The 16,355-nt window shown below is 59.2% G+C and carries 29 protein-coding genes; 9 read left to right on the forward strand and 20 right to left on the reverse strand.

Annotated elements, in window-relative coordinates:
- Positions 1-14 precede the first annotated feature (14 nt).
- The 3 genes from EN846_RS18535 (at position 15) to rpmG (ending at position 2,100) form a co-directional block, all read left to right on the forward strand.
- On the forward strand, positions 15-1,190 hold the full coding sequence (locus tag EN846_RS18535) for an MFS transporter (protein WP_127393310.1): 1,176 nt from the start codon (positions 15-17) through the stop codon (positions 1,188-1,190).
- Between the two features lie 96 nt (positions 1,191-1,286).
- Complete coding sequence (locus EN846_RS18540; RefSeq protein ID WP_127393311.1) at positions 1,287-1,745, forward strand: hypothetical protein; 459 nt, start codon at positions 1,287-1,289, stop codon at positions 1,743-1,745.
- 187 nt (positions 1,746-1,932) lie between these two features.
- Entirely contained in the window at positions 1,933-2,100 is a 168-nt protein-coding gene (gene rpmG, locus EN846_RS18545) for a 50S ribosomal protein L33 (RefSeq protein WP_006201775.1), read from the forward strand.
- A gap of 209 nt (positions 2,101-2,309) precedes the next feature.
- On the opposite strand, the gene EN846_RS18550 is transcribed toward rpmG, so the two are convergent.
- Positions 2,310-2,594, reverse strand: coding sequence for a hypothetical protein (locus tag EN846_RS18550; protein ID WP_127393312.1), 285 nt, complete (start codon positions 2,592-2,594; stop codon positions 2,310-2,312).
- 601 nt (positions 2,595-3,195) lie between these two features.
- On the opposite strand from EN846_RS18550, the gene EN846_RS18555 reads away from it, so the two are divergent.
- Positions 3,196-3,642 (forward strand): MucR family transcriptional regulator, encoded by a 447-nt coding sequence (locus EN846_RS18555; RefSeq protein ID WP_127393313.1) that lies wholly within the window; start codon positions 3,196-3,198, stop codon positions 3,640-3,642.
- Positions 3,643-4,223: 581 nt separating this feature from the next.
- Here EN846_RS18555 and EN846_RS18560 read toward each other — a convergent pair.
- The 6 genes from EN846_RS18560 to EN846_RS18585 form a co-directional block, all read right to left on the reverse strand.
- On the reverse strand, positions 4,224-4,403 hold the full coding sequence (locus EN846_RS18560; protein ID WP_127393314.1) for a hypothetical protein: 180 nt from the start codon (positions 4,401-4,403) through the stop codon (positions 4,224-4,226).
- 32 nt (positions 4,404-4,435) lie between these two features.
- Positions 4,436-4,639 carry a hypothetical protein gene (locus EN846_RS18565; RefSeq protein WP_127393315.1) on the reverse strand — a complete coding sequence of 68 codons (204 nt, stop codon included), beginning with the start codon at positions 4,637-4,639 and terminating at the stop codon, positions 4,436-4,438.
- A 2-nt stretch (positions 4,640-4,641) separates the two neighbouring features.
- Complete coding sequence (locus EN846_RS18570) at positions 4,642-4,914, reverse strand: hypothetical protein (RefSeq protein WP_127393316.1); 273 nt, start codon at positions 4,912-4,914, stop codon at positions 4,642-4,644.
- Positions 4,915-5,028: 114 nt separating this feature from the next.
- Positions 5,029-5,229 carry a hypothetical protein gene (locus EN846_RS18575; protein WP_127393317.1) on the reverse strand — a complete coding sequence of 67 codons (201 nt, stop codon included), beginning with the start codon at positions 5,227-5,229 and terminating at the stop codon, positions 5,029-5,031.
- A 252-nt stretch (positions 5,230-5,481) separates the two neighbouring features.
- Positions 5,482-5,883 (reverse strand): response regulator, encoded by a 402-nt coding sequence (locus tag EN846_RS18580; RefSeq protein WP_135898864.1) that lies wholly within the window; start codon positions 5,881-5,883, stop codon positions 5,482-5,484.
- 199 nt (positions 5,884-6,082) lie between these two features.
- Complete coding sequence (locus EN846_RS18585; RefSeq protein WP_127394401.1) at positions 6,083-6,283, reverse strand: hypothetical protein; 201 nt, start codon at positions 6,281-6,283, stop codon at positions 6,083-6,085.
- 247 nt (positions 6,284-6,530) lie between these two features.
- Between EN846_RS18585 and EN846_RS18590 the strand changes: the two genes are divergently transcribed.
- Both EN846_RS18590 and EN846_RS18595 read left to right on the forward strand, forming a co-directional pair.
- Positions 6,531-6,710, forward strand: coding sequence for a hypothetical protein (locus tag EN846_RS18590; RefSeq protein WP_127394265.1), 180 nt, complete (start codon positions 6,531-6,533; stop codon positions 6,708-6,710).
- Positions 6,711-6,838: 128 nt separating this feature from the next.
- Positions 6,839-7,039: a hypothetical protein gene (locus EN846_RS18595; RefSeq protein ID WP_127394266.1), complete on the forward strand. Its 201-nt coding sequence runs from the start codon at positions 6,839-6,841 to the stop codon at positions 7,037-7,039.
- A gap of 3 nt (positions 7,040-7,042) precedes the next feature.
- Here the strand turns inward: EN846_RS18595 and EN846_RS18600 are convergent, their stop codons facing one another.
- The 3 genes from EN846_RS18600 to EN846_RS18610 are packed head-to-tail and all read right to left on the reverse strand — an operon-like array spanning position 7,043 to position 9,742.
- Complete coding sequence (locus tag EN846_RS18600) at positions 7,043-7,741, reverse strand: hypothetical protein (protein WP_127394267.1); 699 nt, start codon at positions 7,739-7,741, stop codon at positions 7,043-7,045.
- A 1-nt stretch (position 7,742) separates the two neighbouring features.
- Complete coding sequence (locus tag EN846_RS18605) at positions 7,743-7,937, reverse strand: hypothetical protein (RefSeq protein ID WP_128374337.1); 195 nt, start codon at positions 7,935-7,937, stop codon at positions 7,743-7,745.
- Positions 7,937-9,742: a hypothetical protein gene (locus EN846_RS18610; protein WP_135898862.1), complete on the reverse strand. Its 1,806-nt coding sequence runs from the start codon at positions 9,740-9,742 to the stop codon at positions 7,937-7,939. Before EN846_RS18610 ends, EN846_RS18605 begins: the two co-directional genes overlap by 1 nt.
- Positions 9,743-10,142: 400 nt before the next feature.
- Between EN846_RS18610 and EN846_RS35180 the strand changes: the two genes are divergently transcribed.
- The gene (locus tag EN846_RS35180) at positions 10,143-10,286 is read left to right on the forward strand and encodes a hypothetical protein (RefSeq protein ID WP_189523707.1); all 144 of its coding nucleotides are present in this window, start codon (positions 10,143-10,145) and stop codon (positions 10,284-10,286) included.
- Between the two features lie 180 nt (positions 10,287-10,466).
- Positions 10,467-10,979: a hypothetical protein gene (locus EN846_RS18615; protein ID WP_127392589.1), complete on the forward strand. Its 513-nt coding sequence runs from the start codon at positions 10,467-10,469 to the stop codon at positions 10,977-10,979.
- Here EN846_RS18615 and EN846_RS18620 read toward each other — a convergent pair.
- From EN846_RS18620 to EN846_RS18645, 6 genes are read right to left on the reverse strand one after another with little or no spacing between them, the layout of a single operon-like run.
- The gene (locus EN846_RS18620) at positions 10,966-11,256 is read right to left on the reverse strand and encodes a hypothetical protein (protein ID WP_127392588.1); all 291 of its coding nucleotides are present in this window, start codon (positions 11,254-11,256) and stop codon (positions 10,966-10,968) included. The genes EN846_RS18615 and EN846_RS18620 overlap by 14 nt on opposite strands.
- 18 nt (positions 11,257-11,274) lie before the next feature.
- Positions 11,275-11,466, reverse strand: a complete 192-nt coding sequence (locus EN846_RS18625; RefSeq protein WP_127392587.1) for a hypothetical protein — start codon at positions 11,464-11,466, stop codon at positions 11,275-11,277.
- The gene (locus EN846_RS18630) at positions 11,463-11,996 is read right to left on the reverse strand and encodes an HK97 family phage prohead protease (protein ID WP_127392586.1); all 534 of its coding nucleotides are present in this window, start codon (positions 11,994-11,996) and stop codon (positions 11,463-11,465) included. Before EN846_RS18630 ends, EN846_RS18625 begins: the two co-directional genes overlap by 4 nt.
- The gene (locus EN846_RS18635; protein ID WP_127392585.1) at positions 11,989-12,177 is read right to left on the reverse strand and encodes a hypothetical protein; all 189 of its coding nucleotides are present in this window, start codon (positions 12,175-12,177) and stop codon (positions 11,989-11,991) included. Before EN846_RS18635 ends, EN846_RS18630 begins: the two co-directional genes overlap by 8 nt.
- Positions 12,167-12,784 carry a hypothetical protein gene (locus EN846_RS18640; protein WP_127392584.1) on the reverse strand — a complete coding sequence of 206 codons (618 nt, stop codon included), beginning with the start codon at positions 12,782-12,784 and terminating at the stop codon, positions 12,167-12,169. The genes EN846_RS18635 and EN846_RS18640 overlap by 11 nt, the downstream gene beginning before the upstream one ends.
- On the reverse strand, positions 12,781-13,317 hold the full coding sequence (locus EN846_RS18645) for a hypothetical protein (protein ID WP_127392583.1): 537 nt from the start codon (positions 13,315-13,317) through the stop codon (positions 12,781-12,783). The genes EN846_RS18640 and EN846_RS18645 overlap by 4 nt, the downstream gene beginning before the upstream one ends.
- A gap of 865 nt (positions 13,318-14,182) precedes the next feature.
- Between EN846_RS18645 and EN846_RS18650 the strand changes: the two genes are divergently transcribed.
- On the forward strand, positions 14,183-14,620 hold the full coding sequence (locus EN846_RS18650; RefSeq protein WP_127392582.1) for a hypothetical protein: 438 nt from the start codon (positions 14,183-14,185) through the stop codon (positions 14,618-14,620).
- On the opposite strand, the gene EN846_RS18655 is transcribed toward EN846_RS18650, so the two are convergent.
- The 4 genes from EN846_RS18655 to EN846_RS18670 form a co-directional block, all read right to left on the reverse strand.
- Positions 14,615-14,887: a hypothetical protein gene (locus tag EN846_RS18655; protein ID WP_127392581.1), complete on the reverse strand. Its 273-nt coding sequence runs from the start codon at positions 14,885-14,887 to the stop codon at positions 14,615-14,617. The two genes, EN846_RS18650 and EN846_RS18655, sit on opposite strands and share 6 nt — an antisense overlap.
- The gene (locus EN846_RS18660) at positions 14,884-15,168 is read right to left on the reverse strand and encodes a hypothetical protein (protein WP_127392580.1); all 285 of its coding nucleotides are present in this window, start codon (positions 15,166-15,168) and stop codon (positions 14,884-14,886) included. The genes EN846_RS18655 and EN846_RS18660 overlap by 4 nt, the downstream gene beginning before the upstream one ends.
- Positions 15,168-15,509 (reverse strand): P27 family phage terminase small subunit, encoded by a 342-nt coding sequence (locus tag EN846_RS18665; RefSeq protein WP_127392579.1) that lies wholly within the window; start codon positions 15,507-15,509, stop codon positions 15,168-15,170. Before EN846_RS18665 ends, EN846_RS18660 begins: the two co-directional genes overlap by 1 nt.
- Before the next feature lie 383 nt (positions 15,510-15,892).
- Positions 15,893-16,090, reverse strand: a complete 198-nt coding sequence (locus tag EN846_RS18670; RefSeq protein WP_127392578.1) for a hypothetical protein — start codon at positions 16,088-16,090, stop codon at positions 15,893-15,895.
- Positions 16,091-16,355 lie beyond the last annotated feature (265 nt).

The raw sequence follows: 16,355 nt of genomic DNA on the forward strand, positions 1-16,355 counted from the left end.
TATTCAGGCATCCCATGACGGTCGATACCCAGCAACAGGGCGACGAGCGCGTACACTGGCTGCCGATGATCGCTGCGATCTCCTCGATCAGCGTCGTCGGCATCGCCATCGGCCTCGGCATGCCGCTGCTCAGCGTCATCCTGGAGACGCGCGGCCATTCGGCTTCGATGATCGGCCTCAACACCGCCATCGCCGGCCTTGCCTCGATCGCCGGCGCGCCGCTTGCAACGCCGCTGGCCATGCGGTTCGGCGTCGCCTGGACGATGCTGATGATGATCGCGGCTGGCGCTCTTGCCTTCGTCGGCTTCCACTTCGCGCCGGATTTCTGGATGTGGTTTCCGCTCCGCGTCGTGCTGCACATCGCGCTGACGGTGCTGTTCATCCTGTCGGAATTCTGGATAAGCACCTCGGCGCCGCCGCACCGGCGGGGCCTGGTGCTCGGCATCTATGCCACGGTGTTGTCGCTCGGCTTCGCCGCCGGACCATGGCTGTTCGCCCATCTCGGCAGCACCGGCTTCCTGCCCTTCGGCGTGACAATCGGCCTGGTGACGCTGGCCGCCATCCCGGTGCTGGCGGCGCGCAACGAAAGCCCGACCATCGTCGCCGACAGCGAGACCAGTCATTTCCTGCGCTACATCTGGCTGGTGCCGACCGCCACCTTCGCGGTGCTGGTGTTCGGCGCGGTCGAGACCGGCGGCTTTGCGCTGTTCCCGGTCTACGGCAGCCGCATCGGCTATTCCGAGGCGGACGCTGCCCTGCTGCTCACCATGATCGGCCTTGGCAACGTGCTGCTGCAGATTCCGATCGGCATGATCAGCGACCGCGTCTCGGATCGCCGCCATCTGCTGCTGGCCTGCGCCACCGTCGGGCTTGCCGGCACGATCTTCATGCCGCACTTCGCCGGGGACTGGCACCTGATGGCGGCGCTGCTGTTCGTCTGGGGCGGCGTCGTCGCGGCGCTCTACACGATCGGCCTTGCCCACCTCGGCTCGCAATTGTCCGGCCATGAGCTCGCCTCCGCCAACGCCGCCTTCGTGCTCTGCTACGGCGTCGGCATGGTGCTCGGCCCACAGGCGATCGGCATCGGCATGGACGTCTTCGGCCCCTCCGGCTTCGGCTGGTCGCTCGCTCTGTTCTTCGCCGCCTATATAGCGCTGGTCGGCGTCAGGCTGATCCGCAAGGTCCTGTAGGCCGACAGGCTGATCGCTCGTCAGCCCACGCTGCTGACATCACCGTGTCAGGAGCACCCCTGCTATACCCACGCTCCACATGCAGGGAGATATCAGATGATCGACAGTGGCTTCGAAACCAAATCCGTGCGGATGCAGTTGCTGCTGCTTGTCAGCTTCCAGGCGCCGGCAGCCGACGTCGATCGCATCATGGACGCCGTGGTCGCCATCACGCCGCTCGGCATGGGCAATTACGACAGCAACGCCTTCCAGTCGGCCGATGGCGTCGAGCGCTACCGGCCGCTCGAGGGTGCCGCCGCCGGCGCCGAGACGCTGCTGCGGCAGCGGCCGGGTACGGTCGAGGTGTCGTTCGAATTGCCCGACGACCAGGGCCTCGCCGCTCAGGTCGTCGAGGCGATCTACCAGGCGCACAGCTATGAGGAGCCGGTGATCCGCATCCAGCCGCTGCTTGCCAGCCGCACCAAGGGCCTTGACGACCGCGCCAACCCCAACCGCTGGTGGAACACGGCCGGAGACTGGAAGAAGGCCGCCTCCCCAGTCAGGGAGGACGCCTGACCGCCTACCTTGCCGCCGCTGGCCGGCTCCGCCATTGCCGGCAGCAGCCGCATCGGGCGTCGCCGAAACCCGCTTGGGGTTGACTTTCCGGACGCGTTCTTTATGTGTCGCGCCAAGTTTCCCGCGTCCGGGTGTTTTCCCCGTGCTCCAGCGGCCAAAACTCCACGAACATTAACGGACGAACATCATGGCCAAAGCCGCAAACATCAAGATCAAGCTTCTGTCGACCGCCGACACCGGTTTCTTCTACGTGACCAGCAAGAACAGCCGCACCAAGACGGACAAGCTGTCGTTCCGCAAGTACGATCCGGTCGCCAAGAAGCACGTCGAGTTCAAGGAAACCAAGATCAAGTAATCCGGTTTCCTCCGAGAATGCCGAAACGCCGCCCTTTGGGCGGCGTTTTTGTTTTCTAACGCCTTGATTTAATTGATTTTCTGTTTTCTTACCATATCGCCTAACATATTAGATTTGAGGCCGTAATGGCCGCGAAGGACGGTATGGTTTAGAGAAAAAGCCCGCCTCCTTTCAGAGACGGGCCTCGCGCGGCAACCGGACGGTGGTTTTCACTGCGGCAATGGCCGCGCGATTCTCGGATCCAGCGGCGTGCCGGCAAGCAGGCAGATTTCCCAAGCCGCGTCATCGATCGGCTTAAGCGCCGCACCCATAATTATGCGGTCCCTGTTCGGATCCACGGTTGCGAAGGAGCGCACACCGTAAACCTCATCTCCCCTGCTGGTCCTAATCCTCGAAAGCACCAGCGAGGGCATAGGCCCATCGCGGTGCGTCACGAGCGCGTCGAGTTCGAACTGCCAGGTTTCGGTCTCTGCGGTAGCAACATGCATGTTCATGATGCAGGTCTCTCTTGGTTCGGCTGCTTAGGCCGTATCGCCACGCCCGTCGTGGTGGCCGGGGGTAAGCACCCGTAGAGAGAACGGGCCGCTGCTTTTGGCTTTCGCTTGGACATAGCAAACGCCCCCGGCCAAGCCGAGAAATGCTACCCCAAAACCCTGCAAGCCCGAACCATTTCTAGGTAGGGTGCTCGCCCCGCAAACAAGTTCGCCGAGAATCGAAGTTTTGTCTAAGGGGTATTCACAAATTATTTTTGGTGGTTATTTTGCCGGATAGGCGAAACCGCCTAAAATGTCAAGCAACGTAGGCGTTTTCGCCTAAGCACTTCTCCGCTGGACTCCAAAGCCGTTCTGTGGAATCCATTTATAGTCACTTGCGCGAGAAAAGCCATGGAACACACTTTCAATGAACTCGCTCGGATCCTTGCACACCGGCCCGCGCGCGTCCGTTACAGAGCGTCGGCGGTACGCCTGGCGGAAAGCCTGGCAACCGGCATCGCGATTGGTGTGGGGATTGCGGTCGGGCGCGTGTTGGCGGGCTAACTCTTGTGCTCGTTCACGTTCTTCATTACGAACGTTGTTGAGCATAGGAGTTTGAAAATTGACCGACCAAGCCGAAGACCACGAAATAGTCAGTCTTACTGCGGATATTGTTTCCGCCTATGTGAGCAATAATCCCGTACCCGCAGCCGGCCTGCCGGATCTCATCGCGTCGATACATTCTTCGCTAACCGGCGTGCGCCAGCCTACCGCGCCCGAACGGCCGAAGCAGGAGCCCGCCGTCAATCCCAGGCGTTCGGTGACGCCGGACTACATCATCTGCCTCGAGGACGGGAAGAAGTTCAAATCCCTGAAGCGCCACTTGTCGAGCGCCTACGGACTGACGCCGGACGAGTATCGCGCCAAGTGGGGGCTGGCTCCGGATTACCCGATGGTGGCGCCCAGCTACGCTGCCCAACGGTCGGCCTTGGCGAAGGCGGCCGGGCTAGGGCGGACGGCGGCTAAGCCTGCGAAGAAGGCGCCAGCAAAGCGGAAGGCGCGGGCATAGTTGCCCCTTAGCGCTCCGCTGCACGACCTGTGGATAGTAATCGATTGTTCACCATAAGCCGGCAATCTGATTGAGGGTGATCTAATCACACCCAAAACTGACTCTGCGTCATTCGTGACGCACCCCCGCCGAGGCCGGCGGCCGACGTTTTCAAGTAACCCCAATGCGCCCCAGCAAAAGTATACGTCGGTCGGCCGGTTCTTCTCTCTATTGGGTGTTATCCCCTTCGTCCCGCTCTACATCAGCGCCGTCTACGCTCGGTAGGCATGGCTGCCTGCGTGCTGATGGCGGCATGGGCGTCTACATGCTGTTGAACCAATGCGAAACCCGCTGCCGAGGGGACGGCAGCGGGCTTGGCTCAACAAGGCTAGCCGGAAGAGGGGATTTGGGACACAAGGGCATCCGGCCAGCCCTTTCAACGAGGGTGGCGATCGTTTGTTCCCATGCCGTTTGCATATATTAGCAATCTCTTGACTAAGCCCGCGCTCGCCCCAGAATCGCCTGCATCAGCGCTGGGGCTTTTTAACCTCCAGAGGTAACGCTACAGGGCCTGCAGCCATTCCCCTACGGCTGGGTATGCTTCAATGGTTAGCCTTGCCGGGATGTCCTGCCGCTGCCATTTGCTTGTTGAACGCTGCGGCCTCTTGCTCCGTATCGAATGGACGGGCGGTAGCCGTTCCATCGGGTGCGATGACTACAGCCAGGTATGGCAGGCGGTTCGCTGGTGGGTGATAGACGGCATAGATCGTGCTGCGCTTCATTCCCTCATGCTACCGGGACTCAAGGACCTCGCCTAGCCTTGCGTTGAATTCAAAAGCCGATCCCGGTGAGCGACGTGCAGAAGCTGCATCTGCTCGAACAGGATCAAAAGCTCTTCGGCTAAGTCTGCCCTGAAGCCCTTATGGTGGAAGTCGGCAACAATCTCCCGCTGGCGCGCAATGTGTCGCTCGCCCAAAAGAACGTGTTGCTCCAGCAGCGCTAGAACGGTTTCCCTCATCGCTAAGCTATATCAGGTTTCTCGCGCTTCTTATAGGGACCGCGCTTGCCGGTCTTCGGCTGCAATAGGTCCGCCGGGCCGCTTTCACCTTTAGGTCCGGTGGGAGTTTCAAAAACGGTCCGTACTGGTTTCTGCAACAGCGATTCAGACAACTCGAGCAAGCTGTAGCACGTCGCCATCCGTGTGGCGGAGCGCCCTATTGAACGCTCTGTCGCGGCTGCTATCCGAAGAGCCTTGAGATAGCGCTTCCGGGTTCCGAACAGCGTGGCGGCCATCGCCTGCACCCCTGCATTCATGGCGCTTCGGTCACCGGCCTAAAATAGGAGCCAGATTTTTGAAATTCAAATTGAGACTTTGCGAGCGGGGGTCCGACGCGCCAGAACGCAATGTCAGTCGAATGTGCGCAGGAAGTCCAGGTGCGCCTCAAGTTCGCGTTGCACCGCCTCGAAGTCTTGCAACAGCCCTCGGGCCACCTCGGTCCGGTGGCCATCGTGCCTTAGTTCCTCGATGAGTTGACGCTGCCGAGCAATGCGTGCCCTGCCTTCGCGAACGTGGCGTTCTCCCCTTTCCACCTTGGTCTCGGTGCTCATGCTGAGACAAGGCGGCTGATGGCCTTAGGTTCCGCCGCCCAAACGGAACATTTGCTCGCTCCTAGAGTTGGTCGACATGGACACTTGGACTTCCCTCGATATAAGCGCGGCGGCCATGAAACGGGCGCAAAAGCTTCGCGACGAAAATGACCGTGTCCGGAAGCAGGCGGCGGCGGAATTGGCCAAGGCTCGCGAACTGATTGCCGATATTGCCGAGCTTCTGGGTGCTCGCGGCCTGAGGCGCCGTTGAACTTAGGTCAGCTCTATCAAATGCCTGATGAGGTCATCCGGCATAACGGGTTTCACAAGACGCCGAACGCCCGAAAATTCGCTTGGGACAATGGTCCGGTCATACCCGGTGACAAATATGAACGGGATGCCGTGCGCCTTCAATTCGGCCGCGACGGCGAAAGTCGCGGCAGCACCAAGCTTTATGTCAACCGTGGCGCATTCGACGTCCTCGCTGGCGATTTTTCTCGATGCATCTTCAGGATTGGCCACCGGGCCAATTACCATGCCGCCAGCTTCCCTGATCGCCTCTTCGAGTTCGACTGCGATCAGATACTCGTCCTCTACGACAAGGACTCGGCGTCCCTGCAGTGGCGCTGCCGGCGTGAACTGGCCTGAATTATTGGGAACGACAGAACACAACATCGACGCCCCCTTTGGGTTGTCGGGTCATGAATAGATTTTACACCTGTTGAGTGGATTTGCGAGTCATTTGGCAACCGAATAGCCCGGCTGCTCAGCAGCATGGCAGAGCGGCTCGATCGGGCGCCGGGCTATTCAGTAGGCCACTGCAGGGTTGGGGAGTTGGCAACGGGGATTCATGCGATCTAACGACTAGCGAGCCTTACGGTTCCTTCCGCACGATCCAGTCCAGCATGTCCGGGTCAATGGTCTCGTTGCCTGACATGATGCGCACGATGTGCTTTACGGCCGGGCGCCGATGCTCTTCGGGCGGATTGTCCTCAGCAACCCACCGGAGGAAGGCTTGGCGGATCACGTCACATTCAAAAGCGGAAATGGAATCGCGTGTACGGGCTTTGGCCATGGGGCCAAATGCGGCTTAGGCCGATAAGTTCCAACGGGATACGAAAGCCCGCCGCCTGGAGGACATGGCGGCGGGCTTTTTCTGGGGACCCAGAAGCGGACATGACCGCTGCCATCTATACGCTAGAAGGCGAATGTCGGTTCCGTGTGCCATATGGAAATATTAGCAGCCGCTTGATTGGGGGCGGGACGTTCGCGAAAGCATACGCTAATATTATAGGACGAATCGTCAACTTAGGAGGCGCGTCATGGATTCGCCAAGCAAGCTGGAGAACTTGCGCTTTGTTGCATCCCTGCTGGGCGTAATCCGCCATCGGATGCATGAGGATGGTGAAGATCTGCTGACGTACCTAATAGACATTGCGTATCTGGAGGCTAGCGATCGGCTGAAACAAAAAAGCCAGCCGGCCGAAGCCAGCGGGCAATAAACGACCCAAGAGCCCGCCAGAGTCGGCCGCAATATGCTTGCACGGCAGACAGATATCCCGCGCTAACAAATGGTAGGCTTTTCTTGCGATGATTGCGAAGGGGCCGCTGGTCGATAAGGCGACGTAAAATGCGGATAATCCTCGCCGGCCTTTGCCTCCTGATCGGTCTGTTCATCGTCGCGCTTGTCGCTACGTCAAGCGCCGTTCTGCTTAAACAAGAAAAGGCAGCGGATGGGTATCTGTGCAAGTATTTCACCGGCACGGCCACCTACAGCACGCCGTCTTATGCGACGACGGGCTGCCCGCGGTTCATCATCGTGAAGCGGTAGCCCTTAAGCCCAGCTCGAGGCGACAAGCGCTTCGAAGCCTGCCGACGACGCACACCCGACCGTGTATGCGCTCGTGGCAGACAGGCCCGACGCGTGGCCTGCGGCTGCGCGCATATTTGTGCCACCGGCACCGAATTGGCGATCATCGACGGCAGTAACGCCGGTCAGCGTGAAAGCCCCTGTCGAAGGCTCGACGCCACCGAAAGCGCCAACCACTACGCCTGATGCCGCGACGTCGAGGGTTGTTACCGACGGGTCGTTGCCGGTCGTGGTCAAGGTCTCTGTTGGCGTGGCCGATACCAGGCCGTCGATCGTGTAGACATTGATCAAACCGGCCGGCAACAGGCCGCTCCATGTGACGACGATATCAACGGTAGTGCCGGTGGCGACCACGCCCGACATAATGCCAACCTGAACGCCCTCATTGACACCATCGTTGATGCCAGTCTGACCGTGAATCGTCCCACCCGAGCCATTGAACGTGACGGCTGAAAACGTCCGCTGTGCAGCCGCGGCGCGCACGATGTGGCCCGTCACGACGACAAGCCTGCCGGCAGCCGCGGCGCCAATTGAAACGCCTGTCTGGGTTATCGAATTGACCGAGCCAGACGTCGTGAATGTGCCCCTGTGGGTGACGACTGGTCCAGAGGGTGGCGCTGAGAACCGTCGAAAGTTCGCGCCGAAGCCGTTGAGTTGGTTCATTCTAAGCATCGATTTCCTCTTTCAGTGCGGCGTCTGTGGCCGCGATATCGTCGGTGTGAATATGAAAGCACTCGCTTGGTGACGCCCCTGCGTTCAGCCAGGCCATCACGCCGTCCCAGCGCGTCAGATCGAAACGTGAGAAGCCGACGGTCACGGCTGCGAGGCGCGGGGTGAGACCCGTTGTCTCGATGGCCATCACGCAGCCATATCCGCCACGTCCCCAGCCGTCGCCAACGTTGCATCGATGGCGAAGGCGCCATCAGTGAATGCGCGCTTGAAAATGATCTTGCCGGCGCGCTCAAAGATGGCGATCGAGTACGGTTCGCAAATAGACTTGGCGATGTCCCGCACGCCGTTGGTGACGTCGATCACGGCGCCATCGATAACGTCGTCAACATTGATGACTTCGATTTCGTCGGACGAAAACCCACCAGCTTCCATTAGGGCGACAAGGAAGTCTTCCAACTGGCGCTGGGTGCCGTCATCGGAGGTAATGCGTAGGCGCCGCGGAATGCCGCCGGCCGTCTCCGAGATGATTTGATCTGTCTGGCCATCGAAATAGTACGACGCCGTGGAACTCGCCCCTGCGATGCTTCGCGTCGTGCCGAGGTCGAGGTCTGTGAAATATGATGTCGTGCCGCCGACTGGCAGGAAATACAGTTCGTCAACAAATCGCTGCAGATCAGGCGGGCCTAGATCGCGCGAGCCGATTGCCTCGATTTGATATGGCACTGACTTGGTGAATTCGATAGCGCCGGTCGTGCCGTCGACACGGGAAACGGTTCCGGCATCGGTCCAGACAACGAGGTCTCCGTCGTCGTAAACGGCATAGCGAAGCGCGTCGGCAAAGGTCGCCAGTACCGCCGTGCTCTTGAACGTCCCCTGGCTCGAGAACGTCGCCTTGACCAGGTCGTTATCCGCGCAGAGGTAGAACACCGCATCGCCGCTCACCGGGCCGGGCGTGATGCATTGAATGTCTGAATATCCGTTCCAGCTTGCCGTCGACTGGTAGGCGCGGGTTACCGTGTCGGCAGTGAGGCGATAACAAAACAGTTGCTCATTGAGGCCGAAGCCGACGACGAGCGCGGTTGAGCTGCTGACATCGACGAGGCAACCATCGACGAGCGAGCTGCTTGTCGCTGAGTCCCCTGACGTTGCAACGACGGTGCCGGTGCTTCCGTCGCAGAGCACCGCGTCCCAATCGCTGGTGCCGGTGAAACTCGCAAAATAGAAAAGCCGGTCCAGGGTTCGGCTGTATCGAAAGACCCGATAGTAATTATAGACGTCCGGTTCGCGATCGAAGGTGAAATATTGTTTCGCCGCGCCGATCGAATACAGGAAAATGTCCGTGTCGTCGAAGCCGTAAAGCTTCTGTTGATCCCAAACCGGAATCAGATCGCGGGCATTGGGGGTGCCGGCAAAGGTCGTGTAGATTTCATAATCATGCGTCGTGGAGCCATCTTGAATCCACTCAGCCTCGAAGACAGGCGGCGCGCCGTAGCCTACGATGTCGAAGTCCACCACCACGATATCGAGATAGCCGCGGTGCGCAGAAACGAAGTCAGCGCCCTCTTCCCTAACCATCGCCGGATCGCGCGGCTGATCGCCGCGACCATCATAGGCAGTGAACTTCAGGCCCTTCTGGCGATAGCCAACGCTACCGTCATAGATCAGCTTACCGTTGGCATAGAGCTTGCGCATGGTCCACGTTGAGTCCGGCACCAGCGGGCGCGCAAAGCGCAGCCTGGCCGTCAACTTCGACGTGGTAGTCGTAACCGTGTCCCAAAACTCGATATGGCTCGAGGTAACGGTCAGGATAGGCGCACACCAGATATAGGCGGCCGGAAGCCTGCACTTGCCGTACACAACCGGGATGGTCTGGCCGTAGGCAGACGTAGGTAGTGTGGTCTGGATTTCGGGGACTTCTGGAACGGTCGGTGCGGTTGGGGTTTCCCAACCGCCCCAACTACCGCGGCCAGGGCGACGTGGCAATCCTCCCATTTATTGTCCTGCTCCGATGAGGAAGGCATGGGTGTGCGATCGCGCGGCTGCGCGTTTGTTGGTCATGGTTGCGTCCTGTGAATGGAGGGAGGCGCTGGCACGGCGAGCCCGTGCCGCAGTGCGACAAAATAAGCCAGCAATGCTGACATATCGCTCGTTGACATTCCGTCGATAGCGTGTATTTTCGGTCTCGCCGCGACGCTGGTAATTATTTACAATTTGTTAAGATTCTGCCAAACAAAAAGGCAGACGGCTGTTTGATTCGCCGTCTGCCTCTGTCTGTTGCGTACCGCGGTCGTGTGGCGCCGAGTGGACGAACAAAGACCGCGAGTCCGCTCCCTAGCAGGTCGGCAACTAGCGTCCTGAGGCCCCTTTGGCAAGCCACAGGAGACATCCTCCCATGTCTACACGTAAGACCTTCGATGTTGGCCGCGACTCAAAATCCGGCCAGTTCATTACGGTGGAAGAGGCCGAGCGCCGGCCGAACACCACTACCGTGGAGCGCGTGCCGAAGTCCGGCTACGGCGACACGAAGAACAAGTAATCCACAATCGGCGGCGGGCTACGGCCCGCCGTTCTTTTTCACACACAAACCAAAGGGACACAGCAATGGCCGAGAAGTCTTCTGGCATATCCACCGCTACCGCCGTGACGGTTGACGTGGCGCAGAAATCCGCAACCACGGCGCATTACCAAGGTAAGCTCACCGGATCATCATCAACAGGTGGAAGCACTGCCGCAACGGGCAACGGCTCCGGCGCGAGTGGCGGCAACTCCACGTCAGTTGGCGGCAAAAAGTAGTGAGCATCTTCGATACGGCCGTGATCACTACGTCGCAAACGTAGTTACAATAGTCGGCTTTCCGGTTGCTATTGCGGGTCTGGTGGTGGTTTTCTTCCAAATAAGGAGGGATAAACTAGCTGGATCCGCATCGGCTGTCGTCGGCATCCACGAGAGCATTCGTACTCGCATCGATCATATCTCTTCTATGCCGTTTGTTGACGACAGCAACCGCGATGCTGCGTTTGCTGATCTCTTCAACGATCTCGAGTTGGCTTGCGCTATAGTTTTGGACAGCCCGGTCGTTGGTAGGACCGGTGAATTCGCCCATTCGCTGATCCGAGACATTTTACAAATGATCGAGGACGACGCGGTGCTTAGTGAGCGTCTTCAACGCGCCATCCACGATCCAAATACGTTCAAGAACATCGGCGACTACTTGGCTAGGCCCACATAGCGGCCAGCGCCGCCTCGTCCTCTGCGAGCCATTTGCGCTCGAGCGCGTAAATGGCGTCCAACTTGCGACGACGCGCCTCCAGATCGAGACGCTTCTCAAGCTTGTCGAGTTCGGTGGTGAGTTCATCCCACTGGGCGCGGGTGAGCATAGTCGCAAATGAGTGCGCACTCTTGCCGGCTCTGGCATCTTCGTCACGCCAGACGCGCACTTCGACTTTGTCAATGATGTCAGCACGGCTCCGCACTGGCGCCGAGGCGCGATCTGTCTTCTTCGTCATTTCGGAATCCTTGTTAGCTTATGCTAGCTCGAGCGAGTGCGCGATCTTGCGCACTTGCGGGCCGGTTAAGTCGGTGACCACCCAAAAGCTGACGCGAGCGCCCTCGTCAAACCACTCGCAGGGGCCAGCGACTTTCAAACGCTCGCCGTAGTCGAGGATGACTTTCGGCTCGATGCCGGAGATGAAATTGCCGTACTCGCGCGGTCTCATACGATACCCCTGAGACGGTGGGCTGCCTCGGCCTTCTCGCGCACGCGACGCATTGCTGCAGCCGCGTTGCCCATCGCAGTGTCAGAGCGTGTAAGGGCGGCCGTGGTGGCTTTTCCGTAGGCGCCAAAGATTACGAGGCTCAACTCCACGAGCCCTGCCTGCGTTACCAGTCGCTGGGGCAAATCCCCCGTGTCGTCCCACTCCTCGGCTTCTGAATAGAAGGAAATCGAGACCTGATCGACCAGGCCGCTTTCGACCGAGGCAATGGCTTCCTGTCCCATGGGTGACTCTGGATTCGGCGTCAGCGCATACCAAAGGCCGATGTTGTCGGTCTTAATTTGGAGTGATCCATTAGAGACTCGCGCAAGCGGACGAGACGTGTCGTGCGCCCAGCAGGCCACGACAGAATCGCCGTTCTCGCGGATAGACTTATCAAGGCTGCCCTTCTGAAACCGCTCAATAAAGAACCCGCCGATGTTTGCGGGCTGCTGCCATTGGATGGCGTAACCAGAGATGAAAGGTTCAGGCATCTTGTTTGAGTGCCTTGATCTGCTTATCAATCTTGTCGAGGGCAATCTTGCGCGCGATGTCCTTGGCCGTTTCGCTGCGATTTGCGTGCCGTTTCTCGCCTGGCAGTTTGATCAGACGCTTTGCCGGCCCGCGACGCCCGTCGCTGCTGGCACGTTCAATTTCACGGCGCTCAAGCTGCATAGCCAGCCTCCACAATTTCACGCAGGTACGCCGCGATGCGCCGCTGCGGATCCTGAGCGTCACCCATCCAATAAGGTTTGATCTGCCCGAGGCCGCCTGCGGACACGCCCTGCGCCTCGATGGCAAGGAACAGATCGTTCAGGTCTGCGTGGGCAGCGTCAGCGGCGTGCAGCGCCTTCACAAGCGCAGCGACACGCCTCTCGGCTTCTGGACGCGCCGCGGCGCAGATGGCGCGCTCGGCGGCAGGCCTGGCCGCGGCAATGCGCTTTTCAATAAGTTCGATTGCCTGGCCGGCCACAGCTTCCAAGCGTCGCAACTCCGCTACCCGCGCGCGCTTTTCAGCTTTGGCTGACGGCTTCTCGCCGATGAGCGCGGCAACCTCGGGTGCGATGTCAATGGATTTGTCGGCTTCAATCTCGGCCTGCAGCGCCTTGCGCTCCGCCAGGGCGGCGGCGCGGTCCTTGAAAATTGCGGCGCGGCGATCTTCGTCGGCACCAAGCTCGGGCAGCGCTTCGCGCGATGTCAGTGCGGTGAAGCTGAGTTTAATCGGCTCAACTTTTGCCGGCCGGGCGTCGGGCTTGAGTTTCTTGATTTTGTTAAGGATCATTGCTGGTCTCCAGAGAAGAGTTCGGCGATGACGGCAGCGAACGCGCCGAGGTTGATTTCGACCGACTTACGGTGGCCGTACGCTTGCCAATAGCCAGGCGTGCCGCCGCTGAAGCGTCGAACGTCGATGGTGTCGGTCAGGACGATTTCCGGCCATGAGCCGACCACCGACAGGATGGTCTTCGCAACCAACGCCCTCGCGTCCAGCGAGCCCGTGGCAGAGATCTCGGCGATGATATCGAGCGCCTCGCCAGCACTGACGCTGATGCTTGCCGGGGCGCCTACAGGTACGCCTTCACGCCGAAGCGCGCGGTACTCGCTCACGGTATCCGCAACGGCACGCAGCGGCACGTCGACGGCCACGCCGAGCATCAGCGTCGCAACGTCTTGCGGCGTCAGTTCCGGTGACTTGCCGGGAGAGCCGGATGGCAGCATGCCCGCGTCGGTAAGCATGCGGGCGACCGCAGCAGTGCGGCCGGGGTCTAAGCCGACACGGCGCGCGAGAGCGCCCACGGCCTGTGCTGTGGAAGTCATGTTTGTTCCTTGAAGTTGGAAAATCGCGATTGCGATGGGTTTAAAAAAAAGCCCGCGCCGGAGCGCGAGCTATCGCCTGCTGAACTGCAGCAATGACGAATGACGTTGGAGGTGTTCCTGCCTACCTATAGGCATCCTGGCGCCGAACTGCGCATGCTGCCTATATAAAGGCAACCTGGCGGCAAACTGGTACGTACCAAGCCCTCCTACCATTACTGGTAGTTTCGGGAATCTGGTGCGCACTACCTACCTTATAGGCGACTTGGCGGCCGACTGGTTATAACCAGCCCTCATTATACTCCGTGCTCAACCGCATTTTGCGGCGCTAGGTACGTTGGCCCTCACTATTACAGGGTCACGAGATCGCGAATAAGGAACCGCACCCCTTCACTATACTCCGGGCTCAAAGGCCAAAAGGGGACCGGTTAGGCTCAGAAATTTGCGAGCCCGTCTATAATGGGAAAGTTCGTTGCAAATGAGCAACGCTTTGCGATCCGCAGCCGACTGGTGGCCTTTCAAACCGCCTACCCGCGGCCCATCTTTCAACGGCTTTATCCCCAGAAAGCCCGTGCTATCCGTTAACACCGAGATCCTGCTCTTGACGCAACCAGGACGGTTGGTCCAAGGAATCTAAATCGCACCGAAATGATCTTCATGACTTTTGTTAATGGAGATCTACGTGCGCACTCCCCGGAAACCGAAGCAGCCATGGTGGCGCCTCACGCGAGATGAGGTGTTCAAGCTTCTCCAGATACTTGTGACTATTGCGCTCGCGATTTTGCACGGCTGCGGCGGATAAATTGGTGGCGAAAAGTTGCAACCTCGCTCACCGTTGTGCATGCTGAACAGCGGAGGGGTGTGTCCTATGCGGTTCATGGTTCTGGCGGTGTGCTGCGTTGCGGCGAGCCCCGCTTCGGCTGCGACTACTCAAGAAATAGCCAATATGAGCGTCCGGTCGTGGGCTGCTTTTGAGTGTGCCGCTTTAGCATCAAGTGCAGGATTCCGCGACGAGGAGGATCGTCTATTCAAAATAGCGTACGATCAAGGAACAGCTTTTCTACAAGCCTACGCTGACGGGAAGATCGCCGATTCTGAGGTGACCAAGTATGGTTCTTTTAACTTCTATCTCCGCATGCATGATGGTCCAAGCATCGACTTCAAGTTGGGGGTAATCTGGGCTGTCGCCCACCAAATCGCGCACGAAGACATTTCAAAGAATTCAGATGGCAGCGACACGAGTTACTCTGAATTCACTGATCGAGCGATCTTGAAGTTTGCACACCGGAACTGCCGTTCGTTATAGCGCCACCAATCGCCTATAAACTGCCAATTCACCCGGCATCGTCATGCCGCCTGCTCGCGGATGCCAACACACGCATCCGGCCAACAGCGGTTGAACCGGCGCGCCGGCTTCCTCGAGCATATCCGCCAGCCGAATGAACTCCGGCCAGGCGCTTGCCGGCTGGTGGGGCTCGCTGGCCAGATAGGCGTCGAACGCCGCCTTCAGTTCCCGCGAGATCGGGAAGTCGGCGCGGACGGCATGCTTTCGTCTCGCCTTCAACCGTCTCATGCGTGCCTCCGTAGCACTTCGTAAATGTACGGCTCGGCCTGCTCGGGCCACATTCTGAACGGTGACCGCGGATCCCGCCATGCGGCCTCGAGTTCGTCGCAGTGGTCATCCCAAATTGCGAGCATCGTCTCATCCTCGATCATGCCCGGTCTCGGCGCTGGGTCGAAACCGTAATCCGCCAGGCATTCGAAATAGTCGCGCCCAGCTCGCATCAAGAGGTCGGCGTCAACTAGCGGGATTTCGGTGCGCTTGGAGCGGCGCTGTTTGATGCGACGGACCATCAGCGATATTCCCTTGTCCTTGGCGGTCGGCTGTCGGCAGGCGCATCGACGTCTAGTGCCAGTTCACGGATGAGCCTGGCGAACGCGATGCGAGCCGAATTGTTGATGGAAACTTCTGGCCTTTCCTTCGGCTGGCCGAAGCGATCGTTGAAAGTCTGGCCGTCTCTATCCAGAACCTCTCGCGCAGTCTGGGCTTGGTCCCAGGCTTCGGCTGCCAGTGTGAGAAGGCGCACGTGGTGGCCGTCGAGTTCGTAGTTTTCGGTGACGGATTTGAACCACTTCTTTGTCGCTGGACGTAGGTGGGTGGGCGGTTTTGCCGCCTGAATCGTATCTGATTTCATGCTGATTTCACCTGTTCTCAGGCCACAACGCCTTGTTGCTCAAAGCGAGGTCAAATATTTTCTCAACCGGTCCCTCGCGCATATGCACGATGGGGTTGCCAGCGGTCCGTGGAGTCGATGCCCCTAGAGATGGAAGTACCCCTCCGGGGGCTGGGCGTGGAACCGCGACGGTGCAGCCGCGTTGCTGGTCTCGACAAGGATCTGATCGATGTTGAGATGGTTGATGTTTGGCCTGGCGGGTTACCTGGCCATGATGATTGTTCGCGAGAACTCCCGCGAAGCGGCTCGGAGTCTGTTTCGCGATGAAGAGCCCGCACGCGGTACGCGGAGGTCACCGCCGAGGCGTCGATCGGCCAAGCGCTGATTGTCCAGCGGCACCTTCTTCATGCGCGCCGCACGTACGTTTCGGTTTCCAGCATGCGGTCGCGGCCGTGTTGGGTTTCAACAATGAAGACCAACTCGCCGTCCCCATCCTTTGTCACGCCAATCACCCGGCACGGCTCCCATGGGCAGTCTAGGCCGCCCTTGTCGTTCTTGGTGAAGCGCTGGCGTTCAGCGGCGTACGATTCGATTGCAAACATTTCTGTGCTTTCATGGTTCTCTCCTCTGGTTGGTTGGTCTCGGTGAAATCGTCCGTTCGTCCGTTCCTAGGAAAAGGGTACGTACGTACGACGGTGGTTGGTGGTTAAAACCACCCACCACCAATGCTGTTTTTAGAGAAAAGCCGTACGGAGCGTACGGTTTGATTTCATTGAGCTTTTTGCCTGTTTTTGTTGAAGTCGTACGGGATTTCGTCCGTACGGACGATTTGCGGAAAAATGGCAAATCGAACCGATCGGTTCGTAC

This window comes from Mesorhizobium sp. M4B.F.Ca.ET.203.01.1.1, assembly GCF_004791025.1.
In the GTDB taxonomy this organism is placed as follows: Bacteria; Pseudomonadota; Alphaproteobacteria; order Rhizobiales; family Rhizobiaceae; genus Mesorhizobium; species Mesorhizobium abyssinicae.

Excerpts from the sequence above, each read along its gene's own strand:
- EN846_RS18535 (WP_127393310.1), top strand. The coding sequence starts at position 15 with ATGACGGTCGATACCCAGCAACAGGGCGACGAGCGCGTACACTGGCTG.
- EN846_RS18540 (WP_127393311.1), top strand. The coding sequence starts at position 1,287 with ATGATCGACAGTGGCTTCGAAACCAAATCCGTGCGGATGCAGTTGCTG.
- rpmG (WP_006201775.1), top strand. The coding sequence starts at position 1,933 with ATGGCCAAAGCCGCAAACATCAAGATCAAGCTTCTGTCGACCGCCGAC.
- EN846_RS18550 (WP_127393312.1), bottom strand. The coding sequence starts at position 2,594 with ATGAACATGCATGTTGCTACCGCAGAGACCGAAACCTGGCAGTTCGAA.
- EN846_RS18560 (WP_127393314.1), bottom strand. The coding sequence starts at position 4,403 with ATGAAGCGCAGCACGATCTATGCCGTCTATCACCCACCAGCGAACCGC.
- EN846_RS18565 (WP_127393315.1), bottom strand. The coding sequence starts at position 4,639 with ATGAGGGAAACCGTTCTAGCGCTGCTGGAGCAACACGTTCTTTTGGGC.
- EN846_RS18570 (WP_127393316.1), bottom strand. The coding sequence starts at position 4,914 with ATGGCCGCCACGCTGTTCGGAACCCGGAAGCGCTATCTCAAGGCTCTT.
- EN846_RS18575 (WP_127393317.1), bottom strand. The coding sequence starts at position 5,229 with ATGAGCACCGAGACCAAGGTGGAAAGGGGAGAACGCCACGTTCGCGAA.
- EN846_RS18580 (WP_135898864.1), bottom strand. The coding sequence starts at position 5,883 with ATGTTGTGTTCTGTCGTTCCCAATAATTCAGGCCAGTTCACGCCGGCA.
- EN846_RS18585 (WP_127394401.1), bottom strand. The coding sequence starts at position 6,283 with ATGGCCAAAGCCCGTACACGCGATTCCATTTCCGCTTTTGAATGTGAC.
- EN846_RS18590 (WP_127394265.1), top strand. The coding sequence starts at position 6,531 with ATGGATTCGCCAAGCAAGCTGGAGAACTTGCGCTTTGTTGCATCCCTG.
- EN846_RS18595 (WP_127394266.1), top strand. The coding sequence starts at position 6,839 with ATGCGGATAATCCTCGCCGGCCTTTGCCTCCTGATCGGTCTGTTCATC.
- EN846_RS18600 (WP_127394267.1), bottom strand. The coding sequence starts at position 7,741 with ATGAACCAACTCAACGGCTTCGGCGCGAACTTTCGACGGTTCTCAGCG.
- EN846_RS18605 (WP_128374337.1), bottom strand. The coding sequence starts at position 7,937 with ATGGCCATCGAGACAACGGGTCTCACCCCGCGCCTCGCAGCCGTGACC.
- EN846_RS18610 (WP_135898862.1), bottom strand. The coding sequence starts at position 9,742 with ATGGGAGGATTGCCACGTCGCCCTGGCCGCGGTAGTTGGGGCGGTTGG.
- EN846_RS35180 (WP_189523707.1), top strand. The coding sequence starts at position 10,143 with ATGTCTACACGTAAGACCTTCGATGTTGGCCGCGACTCAAAATCCGGC.
- EN846_RS18620 (WP_127392588.1), bottom strand. The coding sequence starts at position 11,256 with ATGACGAAGAAGACAGATCGCGCCTCGGCGCCAGTGCGGAGCCGTGCT.
- EN846_RS18625 (WP_127392587.1), bottom strand. The coding sequence starts at position 11,466 with ATGAGACCGCGCGAGTACGGCAATTTCATCTCCGGCATCGAGCCGAAA.
- EN846_RS18630 (WP_127392586.1), bottom strand. The coding sequence starts at position 11,996 with ATGCCTGAACCTTTCATCTCTGGTTACGCCATCCAATGGCAGCAGCCC.
- EN846_RS18635 (WP_127392585.1), bottom strand. The coding sequence starts at position 12,177 with ATGCAGCTTGAGCGCCGTGAAATTGAACGTGCCAGCAGCGACGGGCGT.
- EN846_RS18640 (WP_127392584.1), bottom strand. The coding sequence starts at position 12,784 with ATGATCCTTAACAAAATCAAGAAACTCAAGCCCGACGCCCGGCCGGCA.
- EN846_RS18645 (WP_127392583.1), bottom strand. The coding sequence starts at position 13,317 with ATGACTTCCACAGCACAGGCCGTGGGCGCTCTCGCGCGCCGTGTCGGC.
- EN846_RS18650 (WP_127392582.1), top strand. The coding sequence starts at position 14,183 with ATGCGGTTCATGGTTCTGGCGGTGTGCTGCGTTGCGGCGAGCCCCGCT.
- EN846_RS18655 (WP_127392581.1), bottom strand. The coding sequence starts at position 14,887 with ATGAGACGGTTGAAGGCGAGACGAAAGCATGCCGTCCGCGCCGACTTC.
- EN846_RS18660 (WP_127392580.1), bottom strand. The coding sequence starts at position 15,168 with ATGGTCCGTCGCATCAAACAGCGCCGCTCCAAGCGCACCGAAATCCCG.
- EN846_RS18665 (WP_127392579.1), bottom strand. The coding sequence starts at position 15,509 with ATGAAATCAGATACGATTCAGGCGGCAAAACCGCCCACCCACCTACGT.
- EN846_RS18670 (WP_127392578.1), bottom strand. The coding sequence starts at position 16,090 with ATGTTTGCAATCGAATCGTACGCCGCTGAACGCCAGCGCTTCACCAAG.